Raw genomic sequence first — 26,629 nt, forward strand, 5'->3', positions numbered from 1 at the left:
TCATTGATTTTTAGGTTTCGGCCATAGGTGTTCAGGAGATAGCATATTATAGAAGATTGATGCGAGCGAAAGAGGTGGAGATGTACATGAAATCATGGATTGTCAGTGGTTATGCCATCGTACTTGGGGTCTTGATTGGTTTAATCAGTTGGATTTTCTTATCTGTCGTGTATAAAGGGATTCATGTTGTATGGCATACGGTACCCGAACAATTTGATTTTCCTTTTTATGTGTTTCTTGTCCCGGTCATCGCCGGTATATGCATCGGTCTATTGCAGCGCCGGTACGGTCGAATGCCACGTCTCATGCCCGAAGTGTTAGAAGAACGAAAAGGAACTGGCCGGATTGACTATCGTTTAATAGGCTTCACGACGTTGACCGCCCTTCTCGTGCTCATCGGAGGTGCAAGCCTCGGTCCAGAGGCAGCGCTCGTCGGGATCGTCGGCGGGCTCACAACGTGGTTCTCGGAGCGCATTCGTCACGTCCGTCAAGAATTAGCGGAATTGCAAGAAGTCGGACACGCGGTCGTTCTCGGGATTGTCTTCAATGCGCCGCTCTTCGGGGCGATCGCGGCAGAGGAGACCGAGCAGAAGAAACAACCAATGCTGAACCTGCTTGCGACACTTGCTGGAATCGGGACGTTTTATTTACTCAACCAACTTGACGAACGTCCACCGTTCATCATTAAATTTCCCGCGATTGAAAGTGTCCAACTCGATTGGACGATGTTACTGATGGTTCTTGGCGGCATGGTTCTCGGTTGGCTTTATTTAATCAGTGAACACGCATTGATGCGACTCTTTTCAAACATCCCAATCTTATTGCTCACCACACTCGGTGGTATCGGGATTGGGGGAATGGCTCTCCTATATCCTGATCTCCTCTTCTCTGGAGAAGAAACGATTCTCGAATATGCAGAAGACTGGCAACTCATCCCGCTGTACACCCTTCTTCTCTACAGCGTTTTGAAACTTCTCTTTACGGCCTTCTGTCTCGCGACCGGTTGGCGTGGTGGACATATTTATCCGCTTCTCTTTTCTTCGTTCACGCTTGGCTATTTTTTCAGCCTCTTATTTGAAATCGATATGACATTTTCGGTCGTTCTGACGACGAGCGCCTTGCTTGCGACGGCGATGCGACAACCGCTAGCCATCATCCTGCTACTCGTTCTCTTCTTCCCGCCGAACAGTTGGCTCTATGTATTTGCGGTCGTGGCAATCGTTTCTAAAATTCCACTTCCCTCATTCATCCATTCACCAGTGAAACCTTGATTTTAGAAATGCAAAAAAGGGTAATGGATGTATAGTTATGCAATCTCTCGAAAGGAGGAACGGTTGTGAGCGAATACGAAATGGCAGTTGAAAACCTAATTGACGCAGTTAGCTCGGATTGGATTAGCATCATTTTAGCTATTTTAGTCGTGATTATGGGGATTGTCGTCTTCATCTACGTCGTCATGACAATCGTCGACATGTTTTTATCCAAGGATATCGTCTGGGGAATCGTTGAAGTCATCGCTCTATTCGTAGGACTGGCGGTGCTCTTGTCCGTCTTCTACTATTGGAATCGGAATCGGGTTAAAGCACAGTTCGGTCTCTTCCTCGTCTTGTTCTCTCTCGCAGTGAATGTATACTTCTTCGTTCGTTACGCGGACGAAATCAACGCTGTCTTGAACAGCGTATACTAAAAAACGAGGGGAATTCCCCCTCGTTTTCATCGTTTATAGAAAGGTGGTGTTTCCTTTGAAACGTCGCGTCATTCAACTCATCATCATGATCATCAGCGTCATCTTGCTCGTCGGTCTCTTGTTTTGGCTCGATGTCCTCATTCCCGTATTAATCGGAATCGCAATCGTCGCACCGCTCGTCGTCGGTTGGCAGATATTATTTGACCAAGTACAGCCCCAAGGGAAGCTCGCCTGGTTATTGACCGTATTCTTTATACCGTTCATCGGTGTGTTAGCATGGGTCATGTTCGGTCGTACGCCGCGTCGCCATCGACGCTTTAAACGAACCTCGTCAGAAATCCGGATGCTAAGGCAAGCGATTGAAAGTGAAAAAATCGAGACTTCTCCCGATCTCGTATCTACTTATCCGCTGACACGTACACTCGAAAAATTAGGAGCAAGCGGTGCGGACGCTCACACGTCGACGACTCTCCTCGTCAACGGCGAAGAAAAATTCGAGGCGTTGTTAGACGCCATCAACAGCGCGACCGACCATATCCACATTCAATACTATTTATTTAGAACCGACGAGATTTCCTTAAAGGTACGAGATGCACTCATCCAAAAATCGAATGAGAACGTCATCGTTCGCTTTTTATATGACGGACTCGGTAGCCAAGAAATCGGAGAAGATTTTATTCAACCGTTACGGGAGTCCCGTGTCCACGTCCAAGCGTTCGACCCAGTCCTACACCCTTATCTCGTCTTCAATGCCAATTTCCGCAACCACCAAAAATTGATTGTCGTGGATGGACGAATCGCGCTCACAGGCGGGTTGAACGTCGGGGATGAGTATCTTGGGAAAAATGAGAAACTCGGTTTCTGGCGTGACACCCATCTACGCCTCGAAGGTCCGCTCGTCCGAGAACTTCAGCAGCTCTTTGTCGAGAACTGGCTATATGCAGGTCAAGGGACCATTGATGAGACATGGGATCTCTTCGCAGACGAAGAGCATCTCTCTCAATACTTTGTAAATGAACCGAAAGGGCAAAACGGAGCGACGCAACTTTTGGTCACGTCACCGGGAAAAGATGTGACCATCCGCGATGGATTGATGCGTCTACTCATGGAGGCAAAAGAGTCGATTTGGCTCACCACCCCATACCTTGTACCTCCGCCTGAACTGTTGGCGATTCTCGAAGTCGCAGGGCGAAGTGGAATCGATGTACGAATCGTCGTCCCAGGAAAAGGAGACGAATGGTTCAGCTTCCATGCGAGTGAGTATTATTTTGAACAGTTGCTGAAACGGAACATCAAAATTTATAAATACAATCGCCATTTCATCCATGCGAAAACACTCTTGATTGATGGGAAAGTCGCCCTTGTCGGGTCAGCCAACTTCGACTTTCGGAGCATGTTTCTCAATCACGAGATGATGATCGCTCAATTCGATACGACGTCGATTCAGCAACTTCACGAAGCCTTTTTAAAAGATTTTGAGGAGTCCATTTTAATTGACTGGGCCGTGTTGCGGAAAAAAACGACCGGTAAACGATTTGTCGAGGCGTTTTGTCATATCTTTTCGCCCCTTCTCTGACGCATTCGCCAGACGAGGTAAGCAATCCCGACGAGACCGACCAAGAACAGCTGCCACCCGATCGTCAATTGCATCGCTGCCGTCACCGCCAGCCCTTCCATGATGAGGGCAGGCACTTTCCCAATCGTACTTGCGACCGCGAACGAGGCGAGTGTCATACGACTGAACGCTGCCGATAACGTGACGAGTCCAGACGGCACGAACGGCATGAGACGCATGCCAAGGACGAGAAACCATGCCTCGGCCCCTGTTGCCTCTCGGAGACGCTGAAACCGGCCGCCGTCCGGGGACGTATAACGATGCAGCGCTTTTCGGTAAAGAATGAAACTGACGATGGCGCCTACCGCCTCACCGACGATTGAGACGAGAATACCAGGTACGAGACCGAGGACACTCACATTGATTGCCGTTAAAAAAGCACTCGGTAAAACTCCGGCTACTGCAATCACACTATTTAATAAAATGCTTATGACTAAAAATAAAGGGAGCGGAAGCAGTTCCCATTCCATAACCATCACTCTTTCTATCCACAAAATAAGGACCATGACGCGTCGTCATGGTCCTTTACTTTACTATATCATAGCGATGATGAAGAGGTCGCGCCTGCTTCATCCCACGAGTCTTCGTCGACTGGTGGTAGGTGTTTTTCTTCCAATTTTGAAACGACAACCGCACATGCCGCATCCCCCGTGATGTTGACAGATGTGCGAAGCATATCGAGAATACGGTCGACCCCGATAATGAGGGCAATTCCCTCTACCGGCAAGTTGACCGACTGAAGGACGAGGGCAAGCATGACAAGCCCGACTCCTGGTACACCCGCTGTCCCGATTGAAGCGAGGACCGCCGTAATGACGACCGTTAACAATTGAGTCATTGTTAAATCAGACGCGAATACTTGCGCGATGAAGATGGTTGCAACACCTTGCATGATGGCTGTTCCGTCCATGTTGACCGTTGCCCCGAGTGGTTGCACGAACGAAGAAATCGAACGTGGCACACCGAGTTTTCTCTGTGCAACTTCCATCGATACCGGAAGCGTCGCATTCGACGAAGATGTCGAGAATGCGAATGTCATCGCCTCATAGAAGTTTTTGAAGAAGAACACTGGGCTCATCTTCCCGATGAAGTAAACGGCTGCCCCGTATACAATCGTTGCGTGTAAGAAGAGCGTCAAGACAACTGCGATCATATACCATGCCATGGCGACGACCGCATCGAGACCGATACCTCCAATCGCCGAAGCAATCAATGCGAATGCACCGTATGGCGCGAGCTTCATGACGATATGGATGAGGTACATCATGATGCGATCACCTTGTTTGACGAATTGACGCCATGTCTTCGCCTTGTCCCCAAGGGCGATTAACGCAAATCCAATCAATGCTGCAAAGACGATGATTTGAAGCATGTTTCCTTCAGCGAGTGCCGTAATCGGATTCGTTGGAATCATATTGACGAATGTCTGTACGATATTTGAAGAATCCTCGGTCGCTGTTGACTCAAATTCAAGACCTGTTGTTTGGAAGTCCCCACGTTCCCCTGGTTGTAGGACAGATGCGACGCCCATCGCTAACATAATCGCGAGTGCTGTCGTCGCTAAGAAGAACAAAATCGATTTCGTCCCGACCCGACCTAGCTCTTTCGGGTCCCCGAGACCCATGACGCCTAAAATAATCGAGAAGAAGACAATTGGTACGACTAACATTTTAATTAAATTCAAAAAGATCGTTCCGACCGGAGATAAAATATACGGATTCACAATCTCATAAATTGAATCCGGCAATCCCGCCAATCCGAGACCAACTACAACACCTAGCGCGAGACCGATTAAGATTTTTTTCGTTTCGCTCATCGTATCACCCTTTCTTTTTTCACAATGTAGTCAGTATATCATAATACTGAATTTTCATACAATTACAAATGAATATCTCTTCAGTTACATAATTTCCTGTTAATCCCAAAAATGCGAAACAAAAAAGATTGGAGACGAAAAATTCGTCCAATCTTTTTACTCGGCGCCTAAGCGCTCGAGCTCTGCATGAAGTTCAGTCGAGTTTGACCAAATTTCTGGGCGATGTTCTTGTAAGAAATTCGCCAATACGCTGCGGGACGGAGCGTCCATCATGTCGATTAAAATCCGACCCTTCAACGATTTGTCCATTTGATTGACGTGATAAGGCAATAGTTTATAGCCTCGTCTCGCTTCGACATCTACCAACATATCACATGCCGCGACGCCACCATAGTAAAAGCCTTCCGGTTTCCGACCGACCGTCACCCACACGATCCAGTACGGTTTCCCGTTCGGTACCGCCTCTTGGTCCGTCAAAAACTTGATGCGCTTCTCTATGGCTGACTTGGCGTGCATGGCGCCCATATCAATCGTCGCTGTGCCTGCCTCGACGTCAATGATGACCGGGGACATGTTATTTAAGCTAAGCGAACCGACACCAAAACCGCCGTGTCCGTCCGTCGCATCGTCTGAAATGATATTAAAATTAATGTCTTTCATGTTCCACCCTCCCTCTCTACTGTACACAATGATATAGGATGGTGGCAATCCTGAGTCACGTCCAGTCAATTTGGAATCGTCCACCTGGTCCGATGTATTGAACGAGCGGACGGTCCATTTCGATGACCCGACCGATGACATTGACCCGTTCATCCGCGGGCAAATCTCGCTTCGTCACTTGCAGTTCCCCTGCATAACGCCCGTAACGACCGTTGTCGATTGTAATGCTGCCAAACGGTCTTCCTTCTGTTTTTTGCGGTTGAATCAGTTGATCTCCCGGTCGTCCGTATGCTCTCGATTCGACCGAACGGAGGACGTCCCGGGCCGGGTCCATCCGATTCGTATGCAGTGTCGGCAAAGAATCGACACGATGCTCGGAAGTGGCACGCAGGACGATTACCCCTTCCTCATACGCCTGAAACTGTCGCATCGTCTGATCTGAGACGCGCGGGTCGCCAATCAAAACCCGGTCGACCGTGGCTTGTAAATCGATATAACACGAAAGAGGGGACTGATGGCGGTGAGCCTCAAGTGTCGGCAACGTCTCATGAAGGGGACCGCGTAATTGTTCATCTCCAGGGATGAACGCCTGTACTTTGATTCCTTGCGCATGTAACCAGGCGTTTCTCTCGTCAAACCAGGAGCGGTCGAGCCCCGTCTCAGGACGGGGATAAAAGTTATGCCACGCTTCGACGTGGTCACGTCGTAGCCCTTGTCGCAACATCTCTTCAAGCTCTGTTTCCGTGAGTGTACTGGCATTGAGTGCGACCATCATATGTCGTGACAAGTCGGCCACTTGTTTCGGTGTGACGCCATAGTCGACACGTAACCCCGTGACGCCCCAGTCCAACAGTGTATGGGCATCATTCCAGTCCTTGCCGAGCGCCTGTAGAGATGACGGGGCGATGTCTGCCACGAGCTCCATCTCCAGACGTTTTGCCAATTCCCCTAACTGCTGGAGCCGTCCTGTATATAACGTCGAATCGTCTTCTGGAATATGAAGCGATGTGAAGATGCTTGTAAACCCGCTCTCTCGCATGCGTTCGATCCAATCAATAGACGCAGACGTCAGTTCCTCACTTAAGTAAACGGAAATCCCTCTCATCTATTCCCCTCCTCACAAAACGTATAGAAAAAGATGACTCGACCGAGCCATCTTTGTTTGTCAAATCCCGTCCGCCATCTCTTCTTTGAAGCCGAAGAAATAAGTAAACAAGAAGCCTGCCGTATAAGAAATCAATAGTCCGGCGACATACGTCAAGTACATTCCGTCGTCAATCAGTGGCGTAAGGGATAGACCCGATACGCCAATTCCAAGTGCAGCCGTCTTCATCGTTGCTTGGAAAGCACCACCGACCGCGGCGCCGAGACATGCCGTTAAGAACGGACGTCCGAGCGGAAGCGTGACCCCGTATAGGAGCGGTTCGCCGATTCCGAGGAAACCGACCGGGATGGCCCCTTTGATAATATTACGGAGTCGCGGGTTGCTTGTCTTCACAAAGATTGCAAGCGCCGCACCGACTTGACCGGCACCCGCCATCGCCAAGATTGGAAGGAGCGCCGTCGTCCCAACTGTGTTCAACAGTTCTAAATGAATCGGCGTCAAACCATGGTGTAATCCGACCATGACGAGTGGTAAGAAGAAGCCGGCCAAAAGTGCCCCGGCGACGGGGCCCCCGACTTCAAGCGTCGCATTGATGCCTCGCATGATCCCATCTGACAATACACCCGCGACCGGCATGATCGCATAGAGTGCCGTAAATCCGACGATGAGGACCGTGAAGAGTGGTGTGAAGATAATATCGATCGATACCGGCATGAAGCGACGAATGTGCTTCTCAATATAAGTCATGAGCCAACCGGCAAAAATGACACCGAACAAGCCACCGCGTCCGACGACGAGCGGTTCCCCATAAATGACGATGTCCGCAAGGAGCGGGTTGAACAGAATCCCCCCGGCAATCGCCCCGAGCACCGGTGTCCCCCCGAACTCTTTCGCTGTGTTCCACCCGACAAGGATGGCTAAGTATGCAAAGACTGTGCTACCAAGCACGAGCAAAATCTGCATCCACGTCTCCGTTCGGTCGACACCGGCGTTGACAGCAAAGTTCGCCGCACCGTTGATGATTCCTGAAGCAACGAGACCTGGAATGAGTGGAATGAAGATATTCCCGAGTCGACGGAGAAATCGTTTGAACGGTGACTTTTGCTTCTCTTTTACTTTTTGACGTTCGACCGCTGCACGTTCCTCTGGCGTCAAGTTCGCGTCCACGGACTCTTCTCCGATTGCAAGGCCCGTCTCATGACTCATATAATCCGCGACCCGATTCACCGTACCCGGACCGACAACGATTTGTAGCGTCTCATCATCAATGACACCCATGACGCCATCAATCTTCTTCAAGGCGTCAAGATCGGCTTTGGTCGGATCCTTCAACGACAGCCGGACACGCGTCATACAGTGAGCGAGTTGACGAATGTTCTCTTTCCCCCCGACATGTGCGAGGATGTCCCGTGCTAAAACCTCTTCTTTCTTCATCTCGATTTTCCCCCTTATAGCGCCTCGCGGACAAACCCGTTCGCACGCTCTAATCGTTTGATTGCTTCTTCGTAAGAGACGTCCGCCAAAATCATGACGATTGCTGTTTTGACATGTCCTTTAGATGACGCAAAATAACGCGCGGCCGTATCCATGTCGACCCCTGTCGCTTCTGCGATCATCCGCTTGGCACGTACTTCTAATTTTTCGTTCGTCGGTTTCACGTCGACCATCAAATTTTGATACACTTTGCCTACTCCAATCATCGACGTTGTCGAAATCATGTTGAGGACCAATTTTTGTGCCGTTCCTGCCTTCAATCGTGTCGAACCGGTCAACACTTCCGGTCCTGTCTCCGCTTCAATGGCATAGTCTGCATGTCGACTAATGATTGCGTCCTGATTACAAGAGATGGCCGCAGTGGTTGCTCCAACTTCCCGTGCATAATCGAGACCTCCAATCACATATGGCGTCCGTCCGCTCGCCGCAATCCCAATGACAGTGTCGTCCGCCGTCAGTTGAAGCGCTTTCAAATCATCGACTGCCAATTCCTTGCTGTCTTCTGCTCCCTCGACCGCTTGAATGAGCGCACGCTCGCCACCGGCAATCAACCCGATGACCTGATCCGGGGACACCCCGAACGTCGGTACGCACTCTGCGGCGTCTAAAATGCCTAAACGTCCACTCGTACCCGCCCCGATATATATCAAGCGACCACCTTTACGAAAGGATGCGATGACCCGCTCCACAACTTGCGCGATGACAGGAATCTGATGTTGAATCACTTGCGGGACTTGTTGGTCCTCACTGTTCATGATCGTCAATCGCTCCTCAATTGACATCTCATCTAGTTGCATCGTTCGTTCATTCCGTCTTTCTGTAGCCAATTTCTCTAGCATCGCCACCATCCTTTCTTCTCTATAATTTCATCGTACTATACTGAAATTTAAAGTCAATTTATTATTAAATATTACTGAAATTAAATTTCAATATTCACGAAAGAAAAACTCACTCCGGTCGAATGAGTTGTTTCTTCAGGACATGGACGCGCACGCCTTTATTCGTAGTAGAATCCTTTTCGTATACATAGCCGTTTCGCTCCCAAAACCGACGAGCGCGAAGATTGTCCGGAAGGACCCCTAATCGAAACACCGTCTGATAGGGGCGCATATACTCTTCTTCCACTTGTTCATATAACGTTTGCGCCAAGCCCGTCCCGTGAAGGGTTTCCTCGACGACGAACAATCCGAGCCAAAGCGAACCGTCCACGGGATGTCGTTTCAACAGGTCCACGATGGCGACAATCTGTCCATCTTTACGAATAATCAGACTGACGGTGCCATCCTCTTCGAAATCCGCCACGTTCTCATCACGGAACTTTTGTATAGACTGTCCATTCAACATAGCGAAGGTACGCTGCTTTACCAAAAAGTCTTCCAACTCCGTGCGATCTTCTTTCGAATACGGTCGGATCATCGGCGCAACTTCACCATCTCATCTCGCGCTTCTGCGTAGCGATCGATCAGACCTTCTCCTTTTCGGTGCAAGAGACCCATATATAGCGTATCGACAATCGTCAATTGCGTCATCCGCGAGGCGATGCTCGCAATCCGAAAATCACTCTCGACGTTCGGCGTACAAAGGCGCACATCCGCTTCTCGGTAAAGTGGCGACTTGTCTAAGTTCGTGATAGCGATGACGGGAACACGTTTTTTCTTGGCGAAACGAACGAGTTCGAGCACATCTTTCGTCCGACCCGACGTGCTGATGGCAACGAATACGTCTGATTTTCCTAAATGCGGAATCAACGACAACATGTAATGAAAATCCGACGATGTCGTAGCCGCATACCCGAGCTTCGTGAATTTATATTGTGCATCCATCGCTGCAGTCGATGACCCACCGACCCCATAAAAGATGACACGGTTCGCGCGCGCGAATAAGTCCACCGCATGTTCGAGCTCACGTTTGTCCATCGCTTCGGCACACGCCTCGATGGCCGCTTTATTCACATGGATGACTTTTTGAAACGAATCGTATGGCGTATCCTTTTGCTGGAGAACGTTGAAGTCCGTCAATGTCGTTTCGGTGACGGCCAAGTCTTTCACGAGCGCAAGTTTAAATGCTTTAAAGCTATCAATCCCGACCACGCGGGCAAAACGGACGATACTCGCCTCGGACACATCCGTCTTTTGGGCAAGTTCTTTCGTCGTCATATTTGGAATGAGCGTTGAATGGGACAAGATATAGTCTGCGATTTTCTTTTCAACCGCCGTCATATCGTCTTTTGCTAAATCGATTTTCGTAAGTAAGGATTCCATCGGGTCATCCCCTTCCTGCAACTGTTGTTCCTTTATGATAGCGGATTCTTTCCTCATATTCCAATCGGCTAAAAAAGGTCGAGCGCACGCCCGACCTATAAGTTGTTCGTATTGAACGTGTCGCCACCTTGAATCGACCCGTTCTCAAAGCCTCTTTTGAACCAACGCATCCGCTGTTCGGACGTCCCGTGCGTGAACGAATCAGGGGTCACGTAACCGCGAGCCTGTCGTTGCAACGTGTCGTCACCAATTTGATGGGCCGCATTCATCGCCTCTTCGACGTCCCCTGCTTCAAGATAACCAAGTCCTTGCGCATGATGCGCCCATACGCCCGCGTAGTAATCTGCCTGTAACTCGAAACGGACGAGATAGCGATTGAATTCCGTCTCGCTCATCTCGTTACGTAGCGGCATGATGTCTTCCGTCGTCCCAAGAAGCGTCTGGACATGATGCCCGACCTCATGGGCGACGACATACGCCATCGCAAAATCACCGGGCGCATTGAAGCGTTGACTCAACTCGTCATAAAAACTTAAATCGATGTACAGCTTTTGGTCGCCCGGACAATAAAAGGGACCGACCGCTGACCCGGCTATTCCACAAGCGGATTCGACTTGTCCCGAAAACAGAACGAGCGTTGGTTCTTGATACGTCATGCCGTTCTCCGCAAAAATGTCCGTCCATACTTCTTCCGTATCTTTCAAGACGACCGCAACGAAGTCCGCCATCTCTTCTTCTCGTGCTGTCCCGGTGTATGTTCCTTCGGATTGAGGCTCACCGAGTCCGATATTATTGACGAGGTCGGTCGGGTTTCCTCCGTTCAATAACGTGAAGACGATGACGAGAATCAATCCGAGACCACCCCCGACCCCGGCAATTCCTTTTCCTCCGATACTACGTCCCCGCCGATCCTCGACGTTCCGGCTCTGTTGTCTCCCTTTCCACTTCATCTCGATTCCTCCTACATTCGCTCTGTCTTGTTTATTACCCCAAATCCGGTAAAAATGAGCTCACGTTTCTCGGTAGATGAGAATTTTCTTTTCTAGAGGAAGGGGATTCACTACAATGAAAGAGACTTCATCTAAGGAGGAATGACCATGCCTTACGTAACGGTAAAAATGCTCCCGGGCCGGACCGTGGAACAAAAACGCGCGTTGATCGAAAAAGTGACGGATGCCGTCTCCGAGACGACGAATGCCCCGAAAGAAAACATCACCGTCTTCATCGAAGAGATGGATGCGACGCACTACGGGCAAGCCGGCGTCATGCACGCGGACAAAAAATAAGTGACGAACGGACTCCTTGAATCGGAGTCCGTTTTTCATCTAAGCACCACGTCAACTATGTATACGTTGAATTTCTTGAATCTTCGTTTTTAGACCATCCAGCACTTCCTCGACGAAAGAATCAACCTCTTCAGGTGACATATATACATATTCATGATGTGGGTCGAACGGGTGCGTCTCATAAAAGGATGTGATGTTTTGAATTTGTTGCGCCGTCTGTCCTTGAGGGAAAAACGGTAACACGTCTTCAAATCCATGGATGTGGCGGAAGTCCGTCCAAAAGATATGATTCGGATGTTTTGCCAGATATTCGAAGTCGATTCTATACCAGTCCGTTTTGACTAAACGGGTATAGTCTGGTGTCCCGACGATTGCCCGTACAATCGGCTCTTCTTTTTTCGCACGGGTCAACCGCACCCAATACTCGTCTGTGACCAGATGAAAATAATAGCCTACCAAATAAGACCATACCGTATCAGATTTTGATGTGTTCCCATCTAAATATGTCTGTTTGAACAGGTCAGCAGATATTCCGTTCTCGGTTTTGAAATGTGTGATCGTTTTCGGCGGTTCTGGACGCCCATCCGCTCCGACCAGCCCACAGTCTGGACCGATATTCCCTACTAAAAAAGGTATGCGCTCAAACGCGGAATCCGTCTCGAGAATCTCCTCCGCGATTCGAAAGTGAGTCACCCATGTTGCCATTCTCATTCCTCCATTTCCCTTCAGTCTTCTCGGTTCATTTCGAACCGTTCACTCGGTACGGTCGGCTTAATCAAGTGACGCGTCGCCCGCCAAATGTGGTAACCGATGCGGTCGAGCCAGAGTAGCACTTGTACTTTTTGAATCGTCTGCTCCATCTCTAGCTGATTCGCAGCCGTTTCTTCTAACAGCTCCGAGCGATGCGCCTTCCGATACTCCGCCAGCTGTTTCGATGCCTGCTTCCACATCTTCGAGTCTTCCGGTGGCGTATGATGGTTCAATTGATGCACAAGGTCGAGTTCGTGCAAGACGAGTTCACGTGCCGCCAAAAAATCGGTGTCCCGCAGTGACTGAACCGGCTCGACTTCTCGCAACACGTATAACCACCGTTCGAGGTGATCAATCGTATGCAACAAGGACAAATGTTGCCCGTAATCGTTCTGCTTCCCGACATCGTCGAGACGAATCGTACTCAAAAAGACACGTACATCGCTCAGCGTCTTATCGACGAGCGTCAACTCATCTTCACGGAGACGTCCCTCTCGAACGAGCAACTCGGTCTCGTTTCCTAAATAGCGTTCGATTTCAAGTAGGGACCGCCGTGCCGCCTCAAGGGCGACGGTCGGGAGTTGAGACATGTTCTTGTCGAGCAGGCGTGTCAATTTTTCTGAGCGGCTCGGAATCAACTTTAAGAGACGTTTTGCAAACGGTTGATAAAGCGGTAAAAACAAAAGCGCCCCTAACACATGGAATGTCGTATGAAATAAGGCGAGGCGTAACAGGTCGTTCCAGTTGAACCAATCGGCTACTCGATTGACGACAAAAAAGAGAATCGGGAACGTTAGCCATCCGATGAGAACGATTGACACGTGGTAGATGGCGTGGCCTAACACGATACGTCTAGCCGACTTCCAGCCCCCAATCGAACCGAGTGCCACGACGAGACTCGTTCCAGCACTTTGACCGAGTACCAAGTAAGCGGCTTGTGGAAGTGTGATTGCAGCTGTCGCAAGGGCGGTCATCGTTAAAACGAGCCCGATTGTCGACGACTGGAGGACAACGGTCATCAAAAAACCGATTCCAATGAGGAGTGCTTGTTGAGTGAGACTCATCGACCCGACTGGTCCGAACGAGAACGTCACCGCATCCCCCATGGCATCCTGTAGCGTCCCAATCCCGACAAAAATCAGACCGATACTGACGAATAGAAGCCCGACTCGGCGAAAACGTGGAGCTGAGAGACGAAACGCCATTCCGATTCCGATGAGTGGCAAGAATAATTGACGTACGTCTACGTTATAGCCAAGGATGGCGATAATCCATCCGGTCGTCGCGCTACCTACGTTCGCCCCGATGACAAGTGGCAAAGCTTGCGTGAACGTAATCAGACCCGCACTCACAAAGCCGATCGTCATCAACGTCGTCACGGTAGAGGACTGGAATAAGGCTGTCAGCGTCGCCCCAAGTGTCGCACCTGACAGCGAGCCATCAGTGAATTGGTTCAACCGATGACGCAGTCGTGTACCGGCCCACTTTTTGAGCGTATCTGTGAGTAACGTCATCCCGAGCAAAAAAATCCCGATTCCACCAATCAATGTCGCAATCTCCATCGTGTCACGCCCCTTTGCGGGTTATTCGGATTTCAATGTCGACAAGAGCCACGATTTCTCATTCGCATGCTCCCTTAAGTTCAGTAACACATCTTCTGGATAATAAATTTTTTCATCGGATTGTCTCGAGTTCAAAATCGATTGGACGAGCATGGACACTTCCGAAATCTCTTTCCGCTCCCCATCATTCATCTGAAGATAAATGCCTTCATATTTGCCCTGTCCTTTATATAAATCGTACGGCAATTGACTCAGCTGATCTTCGAGTAAATAGTATTTGGGCGGTAATCCGATCTCGTCCATTGTTTGACGTAACCGTTCCATATAGCGGACGCGGTTCGCCTCCGGGAAGTTTTTATATTTCAATAAACGCCGATTCACGAAGCGGCTCGATAAATCGGCTAGAATCGCGTCATCTTCTTCCATCCACTCTTGGAAATAGAAGTAGACGACCGTCTCGTCCAACTTCAAATATTGGTCAAGTGACATGCCGTTTTGTTCGAAAATCGGTAAGAAGTGCTTCGGTGTCATCTTAAACGGATACCCGCTCTCATACAGTTCCTGTGCCCGCTCGAGAATCGCTTTTAAGAGAAGATCACTCGAACGTGTCGCCGGATGAAGGTACACTTGCCAATACATCTGATAGCGGCGCATGATGTAATCTTCGATCGTATGCATCCCCGACTGTTTGACGACGACTTGGTCTTCATCCGGTCTGAGGACGCGCAACATACGTTCTAAATCAAACTTCCCGTAACTGACGCCCGCAAAGTGCGCATCTCTGAGCAAATAATCCATCCGATCGACATCAAGCTGCGAACTGAGCATATTGACGATCAAGCGGTTCGGGTGCGTCTTATTGATGATGGCGGCCACTTCTTCCGCGAACCCGACACCCATCTCGGACAACACTTGATTGACCTCGGTATCTCCTAGAATGATTCGCTCGGTCCACACTTCATGTCGAACCGAGAAGACATGTTCGAACGCGTGCGAGAATGGTCCATGACCCACATCGTGCAAGAGCGCCGCTGCTAGCAGTAATTCACGGTCGCGGTCATCCCATTCCGGATATTGTTGGAACTGGTCGATCAATTGGCGCGCAATCTCATATACGCCGAGAGAATGATGGAAGCGGGTGTGCTCCGCGCCGTGGAACGTTAAAAAGGACGTTCCAAGTTGTTTGATGCGACGCAAGCGCTGAAACTCTTTCGTGTTAATCAGTTCCCAAATCAGATGATCGTAGACGTAAATATAACGGTGTACCGGATCTTTAAACACTTTCGATCCAGATAATTGTCCTCGTGACGAGTACATGACATGCCCTCCTACGTTTCGTTATGTTCTAGATTCGACTTCAAACGAATCGTTCCCTCCATGCTATAATGAGAAGGAAAATTATTTGTGAAAAGGAATTAAGTATATGATCCATCCATTATTAAACCAACCGAGCTATCGTGTGATCGACCAATCGAGCCTCGGCCCGATGTTTCAAGCGGAACAATCGTTTGCGACTGATGATACGTTGTGTGCTTCCACCCAACAACTAGGCGCCGTCTTGCGCGCATGGGTGCACACCGATACGATTGTACTCGGAATTCAAGATGCAAGGTTGCCTCATTTAAAAGATGGGGTCCGGTATTTACATGAGCGTGGCTTTCGACCGGTCGTCCGAAACTCAGGCGGACTCGCCGTCGTCCTAGACGATGATGTCCTCAACTTATCTTTAATCTTACCCGAGAAAGACGGGATTCAAATCGACAGCGGCTATGAGGCCATGACCTCACTCATCCAACAGATGTTCCAAGAAGTCACGAGCGACATCGTCCCAGGGGAAGTCGTCGGCTCCTACTGTCCGGGAAGTTTCGACTTGTCGATTGACGGTAAAAAGTTCGCCGGTATTTCGCAACGACGCGTCCGTGGCGGCGTCGCCGTTCAAATTTACTTGAGCGTCAGGAAGAGTGGCAGCGCACGTGCTGAAATAATCCGCGACTTCTATGACTTAGCGATTCAAGGGGAAACGACCAAATTTACGTACCCTACCATTGTACCGGAAACGATGGCCTCGCTTGAAGACTTGCTCGGTATCCCCCTTACGGTTCAGGACGTCCTCACACGGGCCTACCGCGTTCTTTCCACAGTCAGCACGCTCCAAAACGCGTCACTGACGGCTGAAGAACAAACGACACTCGTGAGTCAACTTGACCGGATGTGGAAACGGAATGAACCATTACGCGAGATTGAACAACAATTAACAGAGGAGTGATTCATCCAATGTTTAAACTGATCACAGACACCGGGGCCGATTTGACCCACGATCAAATCATCGAATACGGTCTTGAGATTTTACCGCTCGGTGTCATCATCGACAACGAAGAGTTTTTAGATGGAGAGACGATTCAAGCGAAAGACGTGTACGACGCAATGCGTCAAGGCAAGACGCCGAAGACGTTCCAAATCGAGGCGTCGCGAATCGAGCATTGTTTCCGTCAACACCTTGAAGCCGAAATCCCGTTTTTATATCTCGCATTTTCCGGAGAACTCTCCGGTACATACCAAACGGCTGTCATGGTCGGGGAGATGCTCAAAGAGGAGTATCCAGACAGCACCTTTGAGATTCTCGATACGCGAACGGCTTCGGTCGGACAAGCATTGTTCGTCAAGACGGTCGCGGAGTACGGGCAAGACCATACGTACGAAGAAACGGTCGCGTATGCCGCTTCGCTCGTCGGAAAGATCCGTCACTTGTTCACGGTCGAGTCACTCGAATACTTGATGCGCGGCGGACGTGTCTCGAAAGCGAGTGCTTTCATCGGTGATTTGTTGACGATTCTGCCGTTACTGACGGTCGAGGACGGAAAGCTCGTGCCGATTGAAAAAGTACGTGGTCACAAAAAAGTCATGCGCCGCATGGTCGAATGGACGATGGAATCGAAGCCACTCGTCGAGAACGGGCACTTGTTCATCGGTCACGGTGACGATCTAGAAAAAGCGGAACAGTTCGAGAAGATGGTTCGTGAGCATGTCCAACCGAAACATATCACGAAAACACTTGTCGGCTCTGCCATCGGTGCCCATACCGGTCCAGGTCTACTCGTCATCGCCTACTTCGAGGCATAAAAAATGAGCTCCCCTCTATCGGGTGAGCTCATTTTCATTTAGCGATTCCAGTTCGTAAATCCATCTCCAAACTGTGCATAGTTCTCGTCTTGGAACACACCGTCCACAAATTTCGGTACGTCTACTGGCAACGTCCCTTGCGGCTTCACTTCACCGAAGATGGCACGAATGCCCGCCGGCAAGTTTGGTCCGGCCGATTTCAAGTTCCCTGATTCTGAGTCCGGTCCGTTCGGGTCGCCTTTGAACCCATAGATCAAGAGCTGCGCCGGAGCGTCTGGCTGAACGGCGACATCGTATGGGTTGCGCAAGCTGAGTAAGACCGACTTCTTCCCTGTCTCGTTCGCGTAACGGAACACTTCGGCCGGCACGTAATGGTTAGCTGACGTTGGCTTCAATTTCGCGCTATTGTTCACGTTCGAACCGACGATGATATAATCGGCTGCCTCAACTTGTTGCTGAAGTGCCGGATTTTGCGTTAAGTGTGGCGTTGACGCCGAATAGTTTGCCGTGATGACGTTCACGTCTTTCATATTCCCGGCGTTCTTCTCGAGCGACTTGATTGTCTTCACCATGCTATCCGTCTGATCTTTTGCTGGTGACAAGACGAGCACCGTATCCCCTTTTTTCGGTTTGAACGGGAGTGTCTTGTCCTCATTTTTCACGAGGGTGACGGCCGCTTCCGCGATTTCACGTTCTTTCGCTTTATGCTCCGCACTACCTACGACGGCGTTCGCTTCTGTCAGCTTCGCCTCAAGTGTCGTCGAATCGATTGTCTCTCCCCAAATGCCACGCTCTGCCTTCAATGTCAAAATACGTTCGACTGATTCATCAATAGTCTTTTCAGATAGGCGGCCATCTTTCACCGCTTGGATGACTTCTTCAAAGATGGCTTCGAGTTTGATCACGTCTGCCTCTGAACGCAAAATCGTCGGCATGAGCGCGATATCGACGCCTGCCTCAAACGTCTTAATGACTGCCTCTGCTTCCGTGAAGTTGTCCGTGATGGCTTGCATGTTGAGCGCATCGGTCACAACAATCCCATCATATCCGAGCTCCTCACGAAGCACTCCTGTAATGACGTCGTCCGAAAGTGTCGCCGGAAGCGGGAATGTGCCGCGATCCGACTCGACGACCTCGTCTTCGATTTGTGGCATACCGATGTGTGCCGTCATAATCATATCGATCCCTTCCGTGATGGCACGTTTAAACGGGAGCAACTCGAGACCACGCAACTCGTCGAGCGACTTATCGACAACCGGTAACCCATAATGCGAGTCGACGGCGGTATCTCCATGACCCGGGAAATGCTTCGCCGTCGCCGCGACACCTTGGTCTTGAATGCCTTGCGTCATCGCCGAACCTAGTTCACCGACTAGTTCAGGGTCACTCGAGAAAGAACGGACCCCGATGACCGGATTCCCCGGATTATTGTTGACGTCAAGTACCGGTCCGAAGTTCACGTTTACCCCGAGTGCGTGTAGTTCAGAACCGATGATATTCCCAGCGTCATATGCATATTGACTGTTTCGCGTCGCGCCGATCGCCATATTCCCAGGTAAGTTCGTCCCCGTCCCGAGACGTGTCACGATGCCTCCCTCTTGGTCAATCGTGACAAAGAGAGGAATGTCGTTGCTGTCGTCTTGCTTCACGACTTCCTGCAAATCGTGAACGAGTTTCGTCGTCTGCTCCGTCTCTTTCACGTTCTCCGCAAACAGAATCACGCCGCCAAGATCAAAACGATCGATGACACGCGCCACTTCCGGTGCGAGAGATGTGTGGTTTGCCCCGTTCCAAAGCCGGAAGTCCGGCATGATCATCTGCCCGATTTTTTGTTCGAGCGTCATCGACTCTAGCTTCGTATTGACACGCTGGTCAATCGACATCGTCGGCGTCCCTTCCGCCACGACCGCATCCGCTGCCGGAACCGATGAAATCAGTAGTGCCGTCGTCAATCCGAGAGTTGCCGTCCAGTTCAATGCCTTGTTCATGTTCCCACTCCCCTTCGTCCAATTTGACTGACCCCCAAACGAAAAGGCATGGAGGAAGAAGCGTTGCCTCATCAACGCTCGTTCACCCCATGCCTGATCGCATCAGTTACATTTGGTTCTTATTCAGGTGGTCAACAACAGTATAGCAACTCCACTTTTCAGAAACAATCACTCGCGTGAAAGCGTAACCATTTTGAAACAATGTTTCTGTTTTGATACACAGAAAACTGTATTGGCAAAACCAATAATTTCCGTGGTTCGTTTTTGATTCTTTTTTTGGTAAACTCAATTCGATACAGGTTAACTTTCAAAAAGGGGGAAATTATTGTGGCAAGAGGGGAACTGAAACGAAAGCCGGAATGGCTAAAGATTAAATTGAACACGAATGACACGTATACCGGTCTGAAGAAGATGATGCGCGAGAAAAATCTACATACGGTATGTGAGGAAGCCAAGTGTCCGAACATTCATGAATGCTGGGCGGTACGTCGGACTGCGACATTCATGATTCTAGGGAGTATTTGTACACGTGCCTGCCGCTTTTGCGCTGTCACGACAGGTAAACCGAACGAGCTCGATTGGGAAGAACCAAAGCGCGTCGCCGAATCGGTCCGTCTCATGAACTTGAAGCACGTCGTCATCACTGCCGTCGCACGCGATGATTTGAACGATTACGGGGCGACGGTCTTTGCGGAAACGGTTCGCGCCGTCCGTTCTATGAATCCGGAGACATCCATCGAAGTACTTCCGTCTGACATGATGGGTGACTTCTCTGCCTTACAAACGTTGATCGATGCGGGTCCTGACATCATGAACCATAACTTAGAGACGGTTCGCCGCCTCACACCGAGAGTGCGTGCCAAAGCGACATATGACCGCACACTCGAATTCTTGAAGCGTTCCAAAGAGTTGAATCCGGATATCCCGACGAAGTCGTCGATCATGGTCGGACTCGGGGAGACGAAAGAAGAATTGATTGAAGCGATGGATGACCTCCGTGCGCACAACGTCGACATCTTGACACTCGGACAATACTTACAACCGACGAAGAAACACCTCGAGGTGGAACGTTACTATCATCCAGACGAGTTCGCTGAGTTGAAAGAGATTGCGCTATCAAAAGGATTCTCACATTGTGAGGCAGGTCCGCTCGTCCGTTCGTCTTACCATGCGGATGAACAAGTACACAAGGCACGTCGCCACACGATGTTGCCAATCGACTAACAGAAAGAAGAGAGATTATGACTGGTACGACGTGGCACTTACTTAGAACCGAATCGACTTCACCGGCCGAAAACATGGCGATTGACGAAGCCATCGCCAATTGGGTCGCGAAGGGAGAACTCAAACCGACGCTCCGTTTTTATTCATGGGCACCTCATGCGATCAGCGTCGGGCGTTTCCAACGGGCGACACGTGACTTGGACCGTGACGCCCTCACGGCGAACAACATCCCGGTCGTACGCCGCCTGACAGGAGGACGGGCTGTATTGCACGCGGACGAGTTGACGTATAGCGTCATCTTGCCCGAATCGACACCGGCCCTGCCGACAAATATCATCGAGAGCTATCGCTTGCTCACGGAAGGGGTCCGCCGTGGTTACCACGAGCTCGGTGTACCGGCCGAATTCTCGGTCCCGTTGACAGAAGAGGATCGCGAGGCGCTCCGCAAACCGAAATCCGCTGTCTGCTTCGATGCCGCCTCTTATTATGAATTGGCCGTCGATGGGAAAAAGATTGCGGGTAGCGCGCAAGTGCGCCACCAAGGGGCGGTCCTTCAACATGGATCCATTCCTCTTTCTGTCGACGATGAGGTATTGTTCGACTGTTTCGCGATGGAGGAATCCGAAAAGCGTGAAGCCAAAAGTCGATTCAGCGAGAAAGCCGTCGCCTTGAATGACACGCTACAGCGCTTCGTCACGTTTGACGAAGTGGCCGCCGCGTTCGAGACCGGCTTCAAGGACGCCTTCTCGTTGACGTTCGAACCGCTCGTCTTCACAGAAGACCAACAGTCCGAAATTGACTTGCTCGTCAAAAAGTATGAGAGTGATGAATGGGTCTGGAAACGCTAAAAAGCTTGTCCCTTTTGACGGGGACAAGCTTTTTTTATGCCGCGTTCGTTCGGCGCAAGAGATGACGCACTTCCCGGAACGTGACGAATGTTTTATTGTTCGCATCGTACAATTTGTAGCGTAACGATTTCAAACTTGAAAACAGTCCGATCGTTGTCGCCCGCTGCAATGGCGGTGTCGACGTATGTGCCTTCTCCAAATGGTAGTTCGGGACACGCGGGCTCAAATGGTGGACGTGATGGAAACCAATATTCCCTGTCACCCATTGAAGCACTTTCGGCAACTCGTAATACGAGCTCCCTTCGATCGCCGCCTTCACGTAATCCCATTCCTGCTCATCCTCGAAGTATGAATCTTCGAACGTATGCTGGACATAGAACAACCAAATCCCGAGTACGCCGGCGATGAACATCGTCGTTCCCTGCACGATGAGGAAAGCTTGCCAACCGACCAAATAAATTAACGCGCTGTATAACACGACGAGCGAGATGTTAATGATATACGTGTTTTGGCGTTCTTTTTTACGAGCATCTTTTCGATTGAAGCGGCTCGTCACGAGAATGAGCCAGAGCGGTCCGAGTCCGAACATGACGAGTGGATGGCGATACAGGCGATACTTCAATCGCGTCCATTTCGAGGCTTCGATGTACTCCTCAATCGTCATGACCCAGATGTCCCCGACACCTCGTTTATCCAAGTTTCCACTCGATGCATGATGAATCGCATGCTCTCGCTTCCACTTCTCGTAAGGGAATAGCGTCAAGATTCCTGTGATCGTGCCGACAATCGCGTTCGCCTTCTTATTTTTAAAGAACGAACCGTGTGTACAGTCATGGAAGATGATGAACATGCGCACGACAAATCCTGCTGCAATCAACGTGAACGGCAATGTCAAGAAAATCGAGACACTCAGTAGTTGATACGCTAAAAACCACGATACGAGAAACGGTAAAATCGTATTGATCATCTGCCGCACACTAATCCGGATATCGGACTTTTCAAACGGCGAGACGTGCTTTCTTAATTGGGCAATCTTTTCTTTACTCATAACAACCTCCTTGAATTCAACAGCGTGACAACGCATAAATATAAATGAAACCAACAACCGACGTTGTTCAATGTGAATTCATGGATCGGAAAGTCGTCCCCATCAAGAATTAACACTAGGTCATTATATCACGTATAAAAAATATGTGGTGAAAATTCAGAAAAAGACTCGTCTCATTTTTTAGGTGAGACAAGTCTGATGGATTCATTGTTGTGTATAGATGGAAACCGAGCCACCGTTGACGAAGAACTCGCCCCAACCGTCCGCATTGATCGTCACGAGACGCCCGTTATTTCCGGTCATGTCTTTCCACACTTCTCCTGCATTCTGCTTCCCGACATACATCCACTTCGACCCGCCCGGTCCATCCGACAAAATCGTCGCAAGACCTGACTTCGCCCGGTCCGTCACACCTTCACGTGTCCATCCGATGACGTCTTGATGGTTAATATAGTCATGTTGCGTGCCATAGGCGAAGTCTTTACGCGCTTTCAAAATCGGTTGAAGAGACCCTGACATGTTCGGAATCTCACGGTTCGTTGTCCCTTTCGTTCCGTAATAATCCCCGTAGAAGAGTGTCGGGTATCCTTGACCGCGTGTCATGATCGTCGCATAGGCGAGCGGTTTGAACCAATTCGCAACCGTTGACTCAAGTGACTGCCCAGGTTGTGAGTCATGGTTGTCGACAATGGTGACGGCGAGTGTCGGATGCTGCTCGACGACCGTTCCTTTTAGAATGTTGCGCATGTCATAGTAACCACCGCCGTTCCCTGCCGCTTGGAAGTTGTAGTGAAGCGGTACATCGAATACCGAGTGAGTATAGCCCGTCTTCGCCAAGTAATCATTGATGGCCCCAAGGTCGTTTTTCCAATACTCCGCGACGGTGAACATCTCTTTCCCTGTCGTTTGACGGACGCTTGTCACCCATTCTTTCAAGTACGAATGATTAATATGTTTGACTGCATCGAGACGGAATCCATCGAGACCGAGCGAATCCGCGTACCATTTCCCCCAGTTTTTCATCTCTTGTCGCACTTCTGGATGCTCGAAATCGACATCGGCGTACATCAAGTAGTCATAGTTTCCGTTCTCCCCGGACACTTCACTGTCCCACGCTTTACCCGTACTCTTGAATTTGTAGATTCGGCTCAAACTCCGTGACTGATCCCAATCGGTCCCGTCAAAGTGATACCAACGCCACTTGAACGGCGAGTATGTATTGTTGCGACCCGCAAAATTGAATCCGGTCCAGGCAGAAATCGAATATTCCCCAGACGTCTCCTGATTTCGGTTAGAAGGATTGACCTCGACAGCTTGAACGGACTCGGTATAATCCGCTCCGCCCTTATGATTCATGACGACATCCCCATATACGCCGATCCCTTTCCCGCGTAAGTTCGAGATGGCCGACTGTAGCTGCGCTTTCGTCCCATACTTCGTCCGTGTCGTCCCTTTTTGATTAAACTCGCCTAAATCATACAAATCATAGGCCCCGTATCCGACATCATTTTGCGACGTCCCTTTATACGCCGGCGGAATCCAAACGGTTGAGACCCCAATGTCTTTCAAATGTTGCGCATCATTCGAGAGACGGTTCCAATGCTGTCCGTCATTCGGGACGTACCATTCAAAATATTGCATCATCGTACCGTTTTGTGGGGTTGCTGCTTGCGCGACCGGTTGCCCTGAAAGCAGTGCAATCGATGTCACTCCAGATAAGACAGCAATCCCTTGTCGTTTCTTCAACATCGTTCATTCCTCCTCATTCGATTAATGAAAGCGCTTGCATTAATCATTGTGAAGGATTTTGATTTTGTTGCATAGATAGACAGCTAAAAACAGTTCTCTCTCCCTAACTATTTTTCATTTGAATAGTTCAGTCGAACGAAACAAAGACGGATGGCTTGTGCCATCCGCCTATTCATTAACTTGTCACGTAATCCAGGTCATGCAAAATATAGGCGAGGAAGAAGATCATACTCGGGTTCTCATAACGCATCTGGACTTTACGGAGTTGCTCGCGATACGTGACCTCATACTCGGCCCCGTTCATCTTGCGCTCCATGTTCATCTTGATGAGCGCATCGAGCTTATCCATCATGTCGACGAGCATCCCCTCATATGTGTCGTCTTTCGAATCGGCCATATATCGACGGAACGCCGGTTGCATATATGCCGGCAATAGCCCGAGAAGACGTTCACTCTCTGCCCGCTCATATGCCTCGAATGCGGCCCCGGTCTCTTTCGTCGAATGTTTGACCGGTCCGAGCACGTCCCCGGTGACGCCTTCGACTAAGTCGTGACAGAGAAGACGGGCCACGAGTTCGGCGACATCGACGTTGACGTCGTACTTCTCACGCTCTAAAAGTCCACTGAACATGCCGAGCGCGGCAGCCCGGAAACCATGAATCGCATCGTTGTCGTCAATCGTATTGAAGCGACCTTTCCAGCGCCGGACACTGTCCATCCGCATGACGTTCTCGATGAAGCGTAACACATCGGTCTCTGCCTCAACCTGATCGAACAGCCAACGGACCGAATCAATCGGATGATGACGAAGCGCGGCTTTCATCTCTTCTAGTTTGTCATCAAAATGTGGAGAACCATGGGCGACTTCCCGTCGCACGAATAGCATCGCATCGAATGAATCGATTCCGTCGACGATTCGTCCTTCGAACGAGTCATCTTCCGCCTCGACAACAAAACGGTGGAAGTGAGGACGTAACGATTGCGATAGCAGTTCGACAAGACCGAGGCTTGCTGTCCGCTCCATACGTTCGATGTGCCCAATCAAGGTTGGTTCCTTTTTCGTCCGGTGCATGATCGGACCGGTCTGTACTTCATTCATGTCGTGGAAAATAGCTTTCCCGAGCAAATCGAGCAAGTCGACTTCACGTCCGTTCTCTTTCTCCACATAAGCCGCAATCAAGCTGAAGACCGCGACACGAAAGCTATGACTCGCTGCGTTGTCATGATAATGTGGGGCATACTCGTCCCATCGTTGCACGTTTTGCATGCGTGTCATCTTTCGGATAAACGTTCCGTTATGCATGGTTTCACTCCTTACGATAATCGTTCAAATACATCGTCGTGACAGACGACGTAAAGCATGTCTGAATCCTGTAGCGGCAAATCGAGCATCGTCGCCACATCCAATCGGTCATTGACCGCGATGAGTGTCACCCCTGATTCAAGTAAAGCCGTGTTCGCTTGTCGAACATTTTGCCACTCGGCCTTTGGTTTCAAAGCTTGAATGTTCCCACCCGACTGTTTGCTTAACAATTGGCGGAAAATCGCCGTCGTTCCTGGTTGTAACGTCGCTTTCGCCATCAAGAGCGAGACCGAGTCGTTCGCTAAAATAAAGTCGTCGACCCGGACGTGTTTGAATTTCGAGATGTTCCGCTCTTCACACACTTCGACGACAGTGTGCAGGTCCACTTGATGCTCAGAAGATAGCGCCTCGACCGCTGACGCAATCAAGAGTGATTTCCCATCGGCGAGTAACGTCTCCGTGATGCGCGCATCCGCGAAAATGGCGACGCGTCGTGCCTTCAAGACGTTCGCCTGCAACAATACCGCTTCATCTGAAGCATCTCCTGAGACGAAGTGCACTTGATCATGCACGTACGGCTCCTCGATTAACTGGTCAATGAGGACAATCTCTGCTTTCGGTTCATAGTTGAGCACTTCATCGATTGCCTTTCTCGTCTTCGGGGACCACCCGATATACACATAATGTCCTTCTCCACGATACACTAGTCTTCCCTCCCGTTTTAACCGTTGAAACGTCGCACCGATTTCAACCAATTTTCCAATCAACGCCCCGATAATCCCAATCCCGAATAGGAATAAGAAAATCCCGAGCCATCGCCCTGCCACGGAGGACGGATAAAAATCTCCATATCCGACGGTCGTCAATGTCGTCATCGTCCACCAGAACGAATCAAACAATGACCCGAATGTTTCTGGCTCTAACCAGTAACCGAGCACGGTTCCTAGGATAATGATGCCAATCGAAGCTAAGATGACATTCAAAAATGATAATTTCGCTAACCCTTTCCATAAACGAAATAAGATATGCACTGTTTCCCCCTCCTTCTCTCTTATATACTAAACGTATCCACAAAAAGATTCACGAAACCATTTTGATGGTGATTCCGTATAA

Annotated in this window: 25 protein-coding genes; 8 read left to right on the forward strand and 17 right to left on the reverse strand. The window is 49.9% G+C overall.

The window, feature by feature from the left end:
- Positions 1–86 precede the first annotated feature (86 nt).
- The 3 genes from KNO75_RS09445 to cls all read left to right on the forward strand — a co-directional run bounded on the left by KNO75_RS09445 (position 87) and on the right by cls (position 3,263).
- Entirely contained in the window at positions 87–1,271 is a 1,185-nt protein-coding gene (locus KNO75_RS09445; protein ID WP_214821359.1) for a chloride channel protein, read from the forward strand.
- 65 nt (positions 1,272–1,336) lie between these two features.
- A complete protein-coding gene (locus KNO75_RS09450) occupies positions 1,337–1,687 on the forward strand; it encodes a hypothetical protein (RefSeq protein WP_214694660.1) in 351 nt (116 codons plus the stop codon).
- 46 nt (positions 1,688–1,733) lie between these two features.
- On the forward strand, positions 1,734–3,263 hold the full coding sequence (cls, locus tag KNO75_RS09455; protein WP_353047558.1) for a cardiolipin synthase: 1,530 nt from the start codon (positions 1,734–1,736) through the stop codon (positions 3,261–3,263).
- On the opposite strand, the gene KNO75_RS09460 is transcribed toward cls, so the two are convergent.
- The 9 genes from KNO75_RS09460 to ypfJ form a co-directional block, all read right to left on the reverse strand.
- Positions 3,239–3,772, reverse strand: a complete 534-nt coding sequence (locus tag KNO75_RS09460) for a TVP38/TMEM64 family protein (RefSeq protein ID WP_251126082.1) — start codon at positions 3,770–3,772, stop codon at positions 3,239–3,241. The genes cls and KNO75_RS09460 overlap by 25 nt on opposite strands.
- A gap of 68 nt (positions 3,773–3,840) precedes the next feature.
- Positions 3,841–5,118, reverse strand: a complete 1,278-nt coding sequence (locus KNO75_RS09465) for a dicarboxylate/amino acid:cation symporter (RefSeq protein WP_214694666.1) — start codon at positions 5,116–5,118, stop codon at positions 3,841–3,843.
- 156 nt (positions 5,119–5,274) lie between these two features.
- Positions 5,275–5,778, reverse strand: coding sequence for a YwhD family protein (locus KNO75_RS09470; protein ID WP_214821365.1), 504 nt, complete (start codon positions 5,776–5,778; stop codon positions 5,275–5,277).
- A 55-nt stretch (positions 5,779–5,833) separates the two neighbouring features.
- The gene (locus KNO75_RS09475; protein ID WP_214821367.1) at positions 5,834–6,883 is read right to left on the reverse strand and encodes a DUF871 domain-containing protein; all 1,050 of its coding nucleotides are present in this window, start codon (positions 6,881–6,883) and stop codon (positions 5,834–5,836) included.
- 60 nt (positions 6,884–6,943) lie between these two features.
- Entirely contained in the window at positions 6,944–8,317 is a 1,374-nt protein-coding gene (locus KNO75_RS09480; RefSeq protein ID WP_214821369.1) for a PTS transporter subunit EIIC, read from the reverse strand.
- Between the two features lie 14 nt (positions 8,318–8,331).
- Positions 8,332–9,225: an N-acetylmuramic acid 6-phosphate etherase gene (gene murQ, locus KNO75_RS09485; RefSeq protein WP_214821371.1), complete on the reverse strand. Its 894-nt coding sequence runs from the start codon at positions 9,223–9,225 to the stop codon at positions 8,332–8,334.
- Positions 9,226–9,325: 100 nt separating this feature from the next.
- Positions 9,326–9,793 (reverse strand): GNAT family N-acetyltransferase, encoded by a 468-nt coding sequence (locus KNO75_RS09490; protein WP_214821373.1) that lies wholly within the window; start codon positions 9,791–9,793, stop codon positions 9,326–9,328.
- Positions 9,790–10,638, reverse strand: a complete 849-nt coding sequence (locus KNO75_RS09495; protein WP_074035742.1) for a MurR/RpiR family transcriptional regulator — start codon at positions 10,636–10,638, stop codon at positions 9,790–9,792. The genes KNO75_RS09490 and KNO75_RS09495 overlap by 4 nt, the downstream gene beginning before the upstream one ends.
- A gap of 95 nt (positions 10,639–10,733) precedes the next feature.
- Entirely contained in the window at positions 10,734–11,588 is an 855-nt protein-coding gene (ypfJ, locus tag KNO75_RS09500; protein ID WP_214821376.1) for a KPN_02809 family neutral zinc metallopeptidase, read from the reverse strand.
- A 147-nt stretch (positions 11,589–11,735) separates the two neighbouring features.
- On the opposite strand from ypfJ, the gene KNO75_RS09505 reads away from it, so the two are divergent.
- Positions 11,736–11,924: a 2-hydroxymuconate tautomerase gene (locus KNO75_RS09505; RefSeq protein WP_012727443.1), complete on the forward strand. Its 189-nt coding sequence runs from the start codon at positions 11,736–11,738 to the stop codon at positions 11,922–11,924.
- 51 nt (positions 11,925–11,975) lie between these two features.
- Here the strand turns inward: KNO75_RS09505 and KNO75_RS09510 are convergent, their stop codons facing one another.
- Genes KNO75_RS09510 through KNO75_RS09520 form a run of 3 tightly spaced genes read right to left on the reverse strand, consistent with a single transcriptional unit; the run spans position 11,976 to position 15,553 of the window.
- Positions 11,976–12,629 carry a hypothetical protein gene (locus tag KNO75_RS09510; RefSeq protein WP_214821378.1) on the reverse strand — a complete coding sequence of 218 codons (654 nt, stop codon included), beginning with the start codon at positions 12,627–12,629 and terminating at the stop codon, positions 11,976–11,978.
- A 20-nt stretch (positions 12,630–12,649) separates the two neighbouring features.
- Complete coding sequence (locus KNO75_RS09515) at positions 12,650–14,236, reverse strand: Na/Pi cotransporter family protein (RefSeq protein WP_214821381.1); 1,587 nt, start codon at positions 14,234–14,236, stop codon at positions 12,650–12,652.
- Between the two features lie 21 nt (positions 14,237–14,257).
- Complete coding sequence (locus KNO75_RS09520) at positions 14,258–15,553, reverse strand: HD domain-containing protein (protein ID WP_214786159.1); 1,296 nt, start codon at positions 15,551–15,553, stop codon at positions 14,258–14,260.
- A 106-nt stretch (positions 15,554–15,659) separates the two neighbouring features.
- Here KNO75_RS09520 and KNO75_RS09525 point away from each other — a divergent pair, with 106 nt between their 5' ends.
- Positions 15,660–16,502 carry a lipoate--protein ligase family protein gene (locus tag KNO75_RS09525; protein WP_214821390.1) on the forward strand — a complete coding sequence of 281 codons (843 nt, stop codon included), beginning with the start codon at positions 15,660–15,662 and terminating at the stop codon, positions 16,500–16,502.
- A gap of 8 nt (positions 16,503–16,510) precedes the next feature.
- Positions 16,511–17,356: a DegV family protein gene (locus KNO75_RS09530; RefSeq protein ID WP_214786155.1), complete on the forward strand. Its 846-nt coding sequence runs from the start codon at positions 16,511–16,513 to the stop codon at positions 17,354–17,356.
- Between the two features lie 38 nt (positions 17,357–17,394).
- Here KNO75_RS09530 and KNO75_RS09535 read toward each other — a convergent pair whose 3' ends face one another.
- Positions 17,395–19,344, reverse strand: coding sequence for a glycoside hydrolase family 3 protein (locus KNO75_RS09535; RefSeq protein ID WP_214821392.1), 1,950 nt, complete (start codon positions 19,342–19,344; stop codon positions 17,395–17,397).
- A gap of 321 nt (positions 19,345–19,665) precedes the next feature.
- Between KNO75_RS09535 and lipA the strand changes: the two genes are divergently transcribed.
- Positions 19,666–20,568, forward strand: a complete 903-nt coding sequence (lipA, locus tag KNO75_RS09540) for a lipoyl synthase (RefSeq protein ID WP_333781802.1) — start codon at positions 19,666–19,668, stop codon at positions 20,566–20,568.
- Positions 20,569–20,585: 17 nt separating this feature from the next.
- Entirely contained in the window at positions 20,586–21,416 is an 831-nt protein-coding gene (locus tag KNO75_RS09545) for a lipoate--protein ligase family protein (protein WP_214786151.1), read from the forward strand.
- A gap of 34 nt (positions 21,417–21,450) precedes the next feature.
- On the opposite strand, the gene desA is transcribed toward KNO75_RS09545, so the two are convergent.
- From desA to KNO75_RS09565, 4 genes are all read right to left on the reverse strand, one after another.
- Positions 21,451–22,464 (reverse strand): Delta(5) desaturase DesA, encoded by a 1,014-nt coding sequence (gene desA / locus KNO75_RS09550; RefSeq protein WP_214792772.1) that lies wholly within the window; start codon positions 22,462–22,464, stop codon positions 21,451–21,453.
- A 204-nt stretch (positions 22,465–22,668) separates the two neighbouring features.
- Positions 22,669–24,210 carry an alpha-amylase gene (gene amyS / locus KNO75_RS09555; RefSeq protein WP_483298008.1) on the reverse strand — a complete coding sequence of 514 codons (1,542 nt, stop codon included), beginning with the start codon at positions 24,208–24,210 and terminating at the stop codon, positions 22,669–22,671.
- Positions 24,211–24,388: 178 nt separating this feature from the next.
- On the reverse strand, positions 24,389–25,516 hold the full coding sequence (locus KNO75_RS09560) for a YfbR-like 5'-deoxynucleotidase (protein ID WP_214786145.1): 1,128 nt from the start codon (positions 25,514–25,516) through the stop codon (positions 24,389–24,391).
- 11 nt (positions 25,517–25,527) lie between these two features.
- A complete protein-coding gene (locus tag KNO75_RS09565) occupies positions 25,528–26,547 on the reverse strand; it encodes an ion channel (protein ID WP_214792762.1) in 1,020 nt (339 codons plus the stop codon).
- Between the last annotated feature and the right edge of the window lie 82 nt (positions 26,548–26,629).

Source organism: Exiguobacterium sp. s35 (assembly GCF_018617535.1).
Classification (GTDB): Bacteria; Bacillota; Bacilli; order Exiguobacteriales; family Exiguobacteriaceae; genus Exiguobacterium; species Exiguobacterium aestuarii.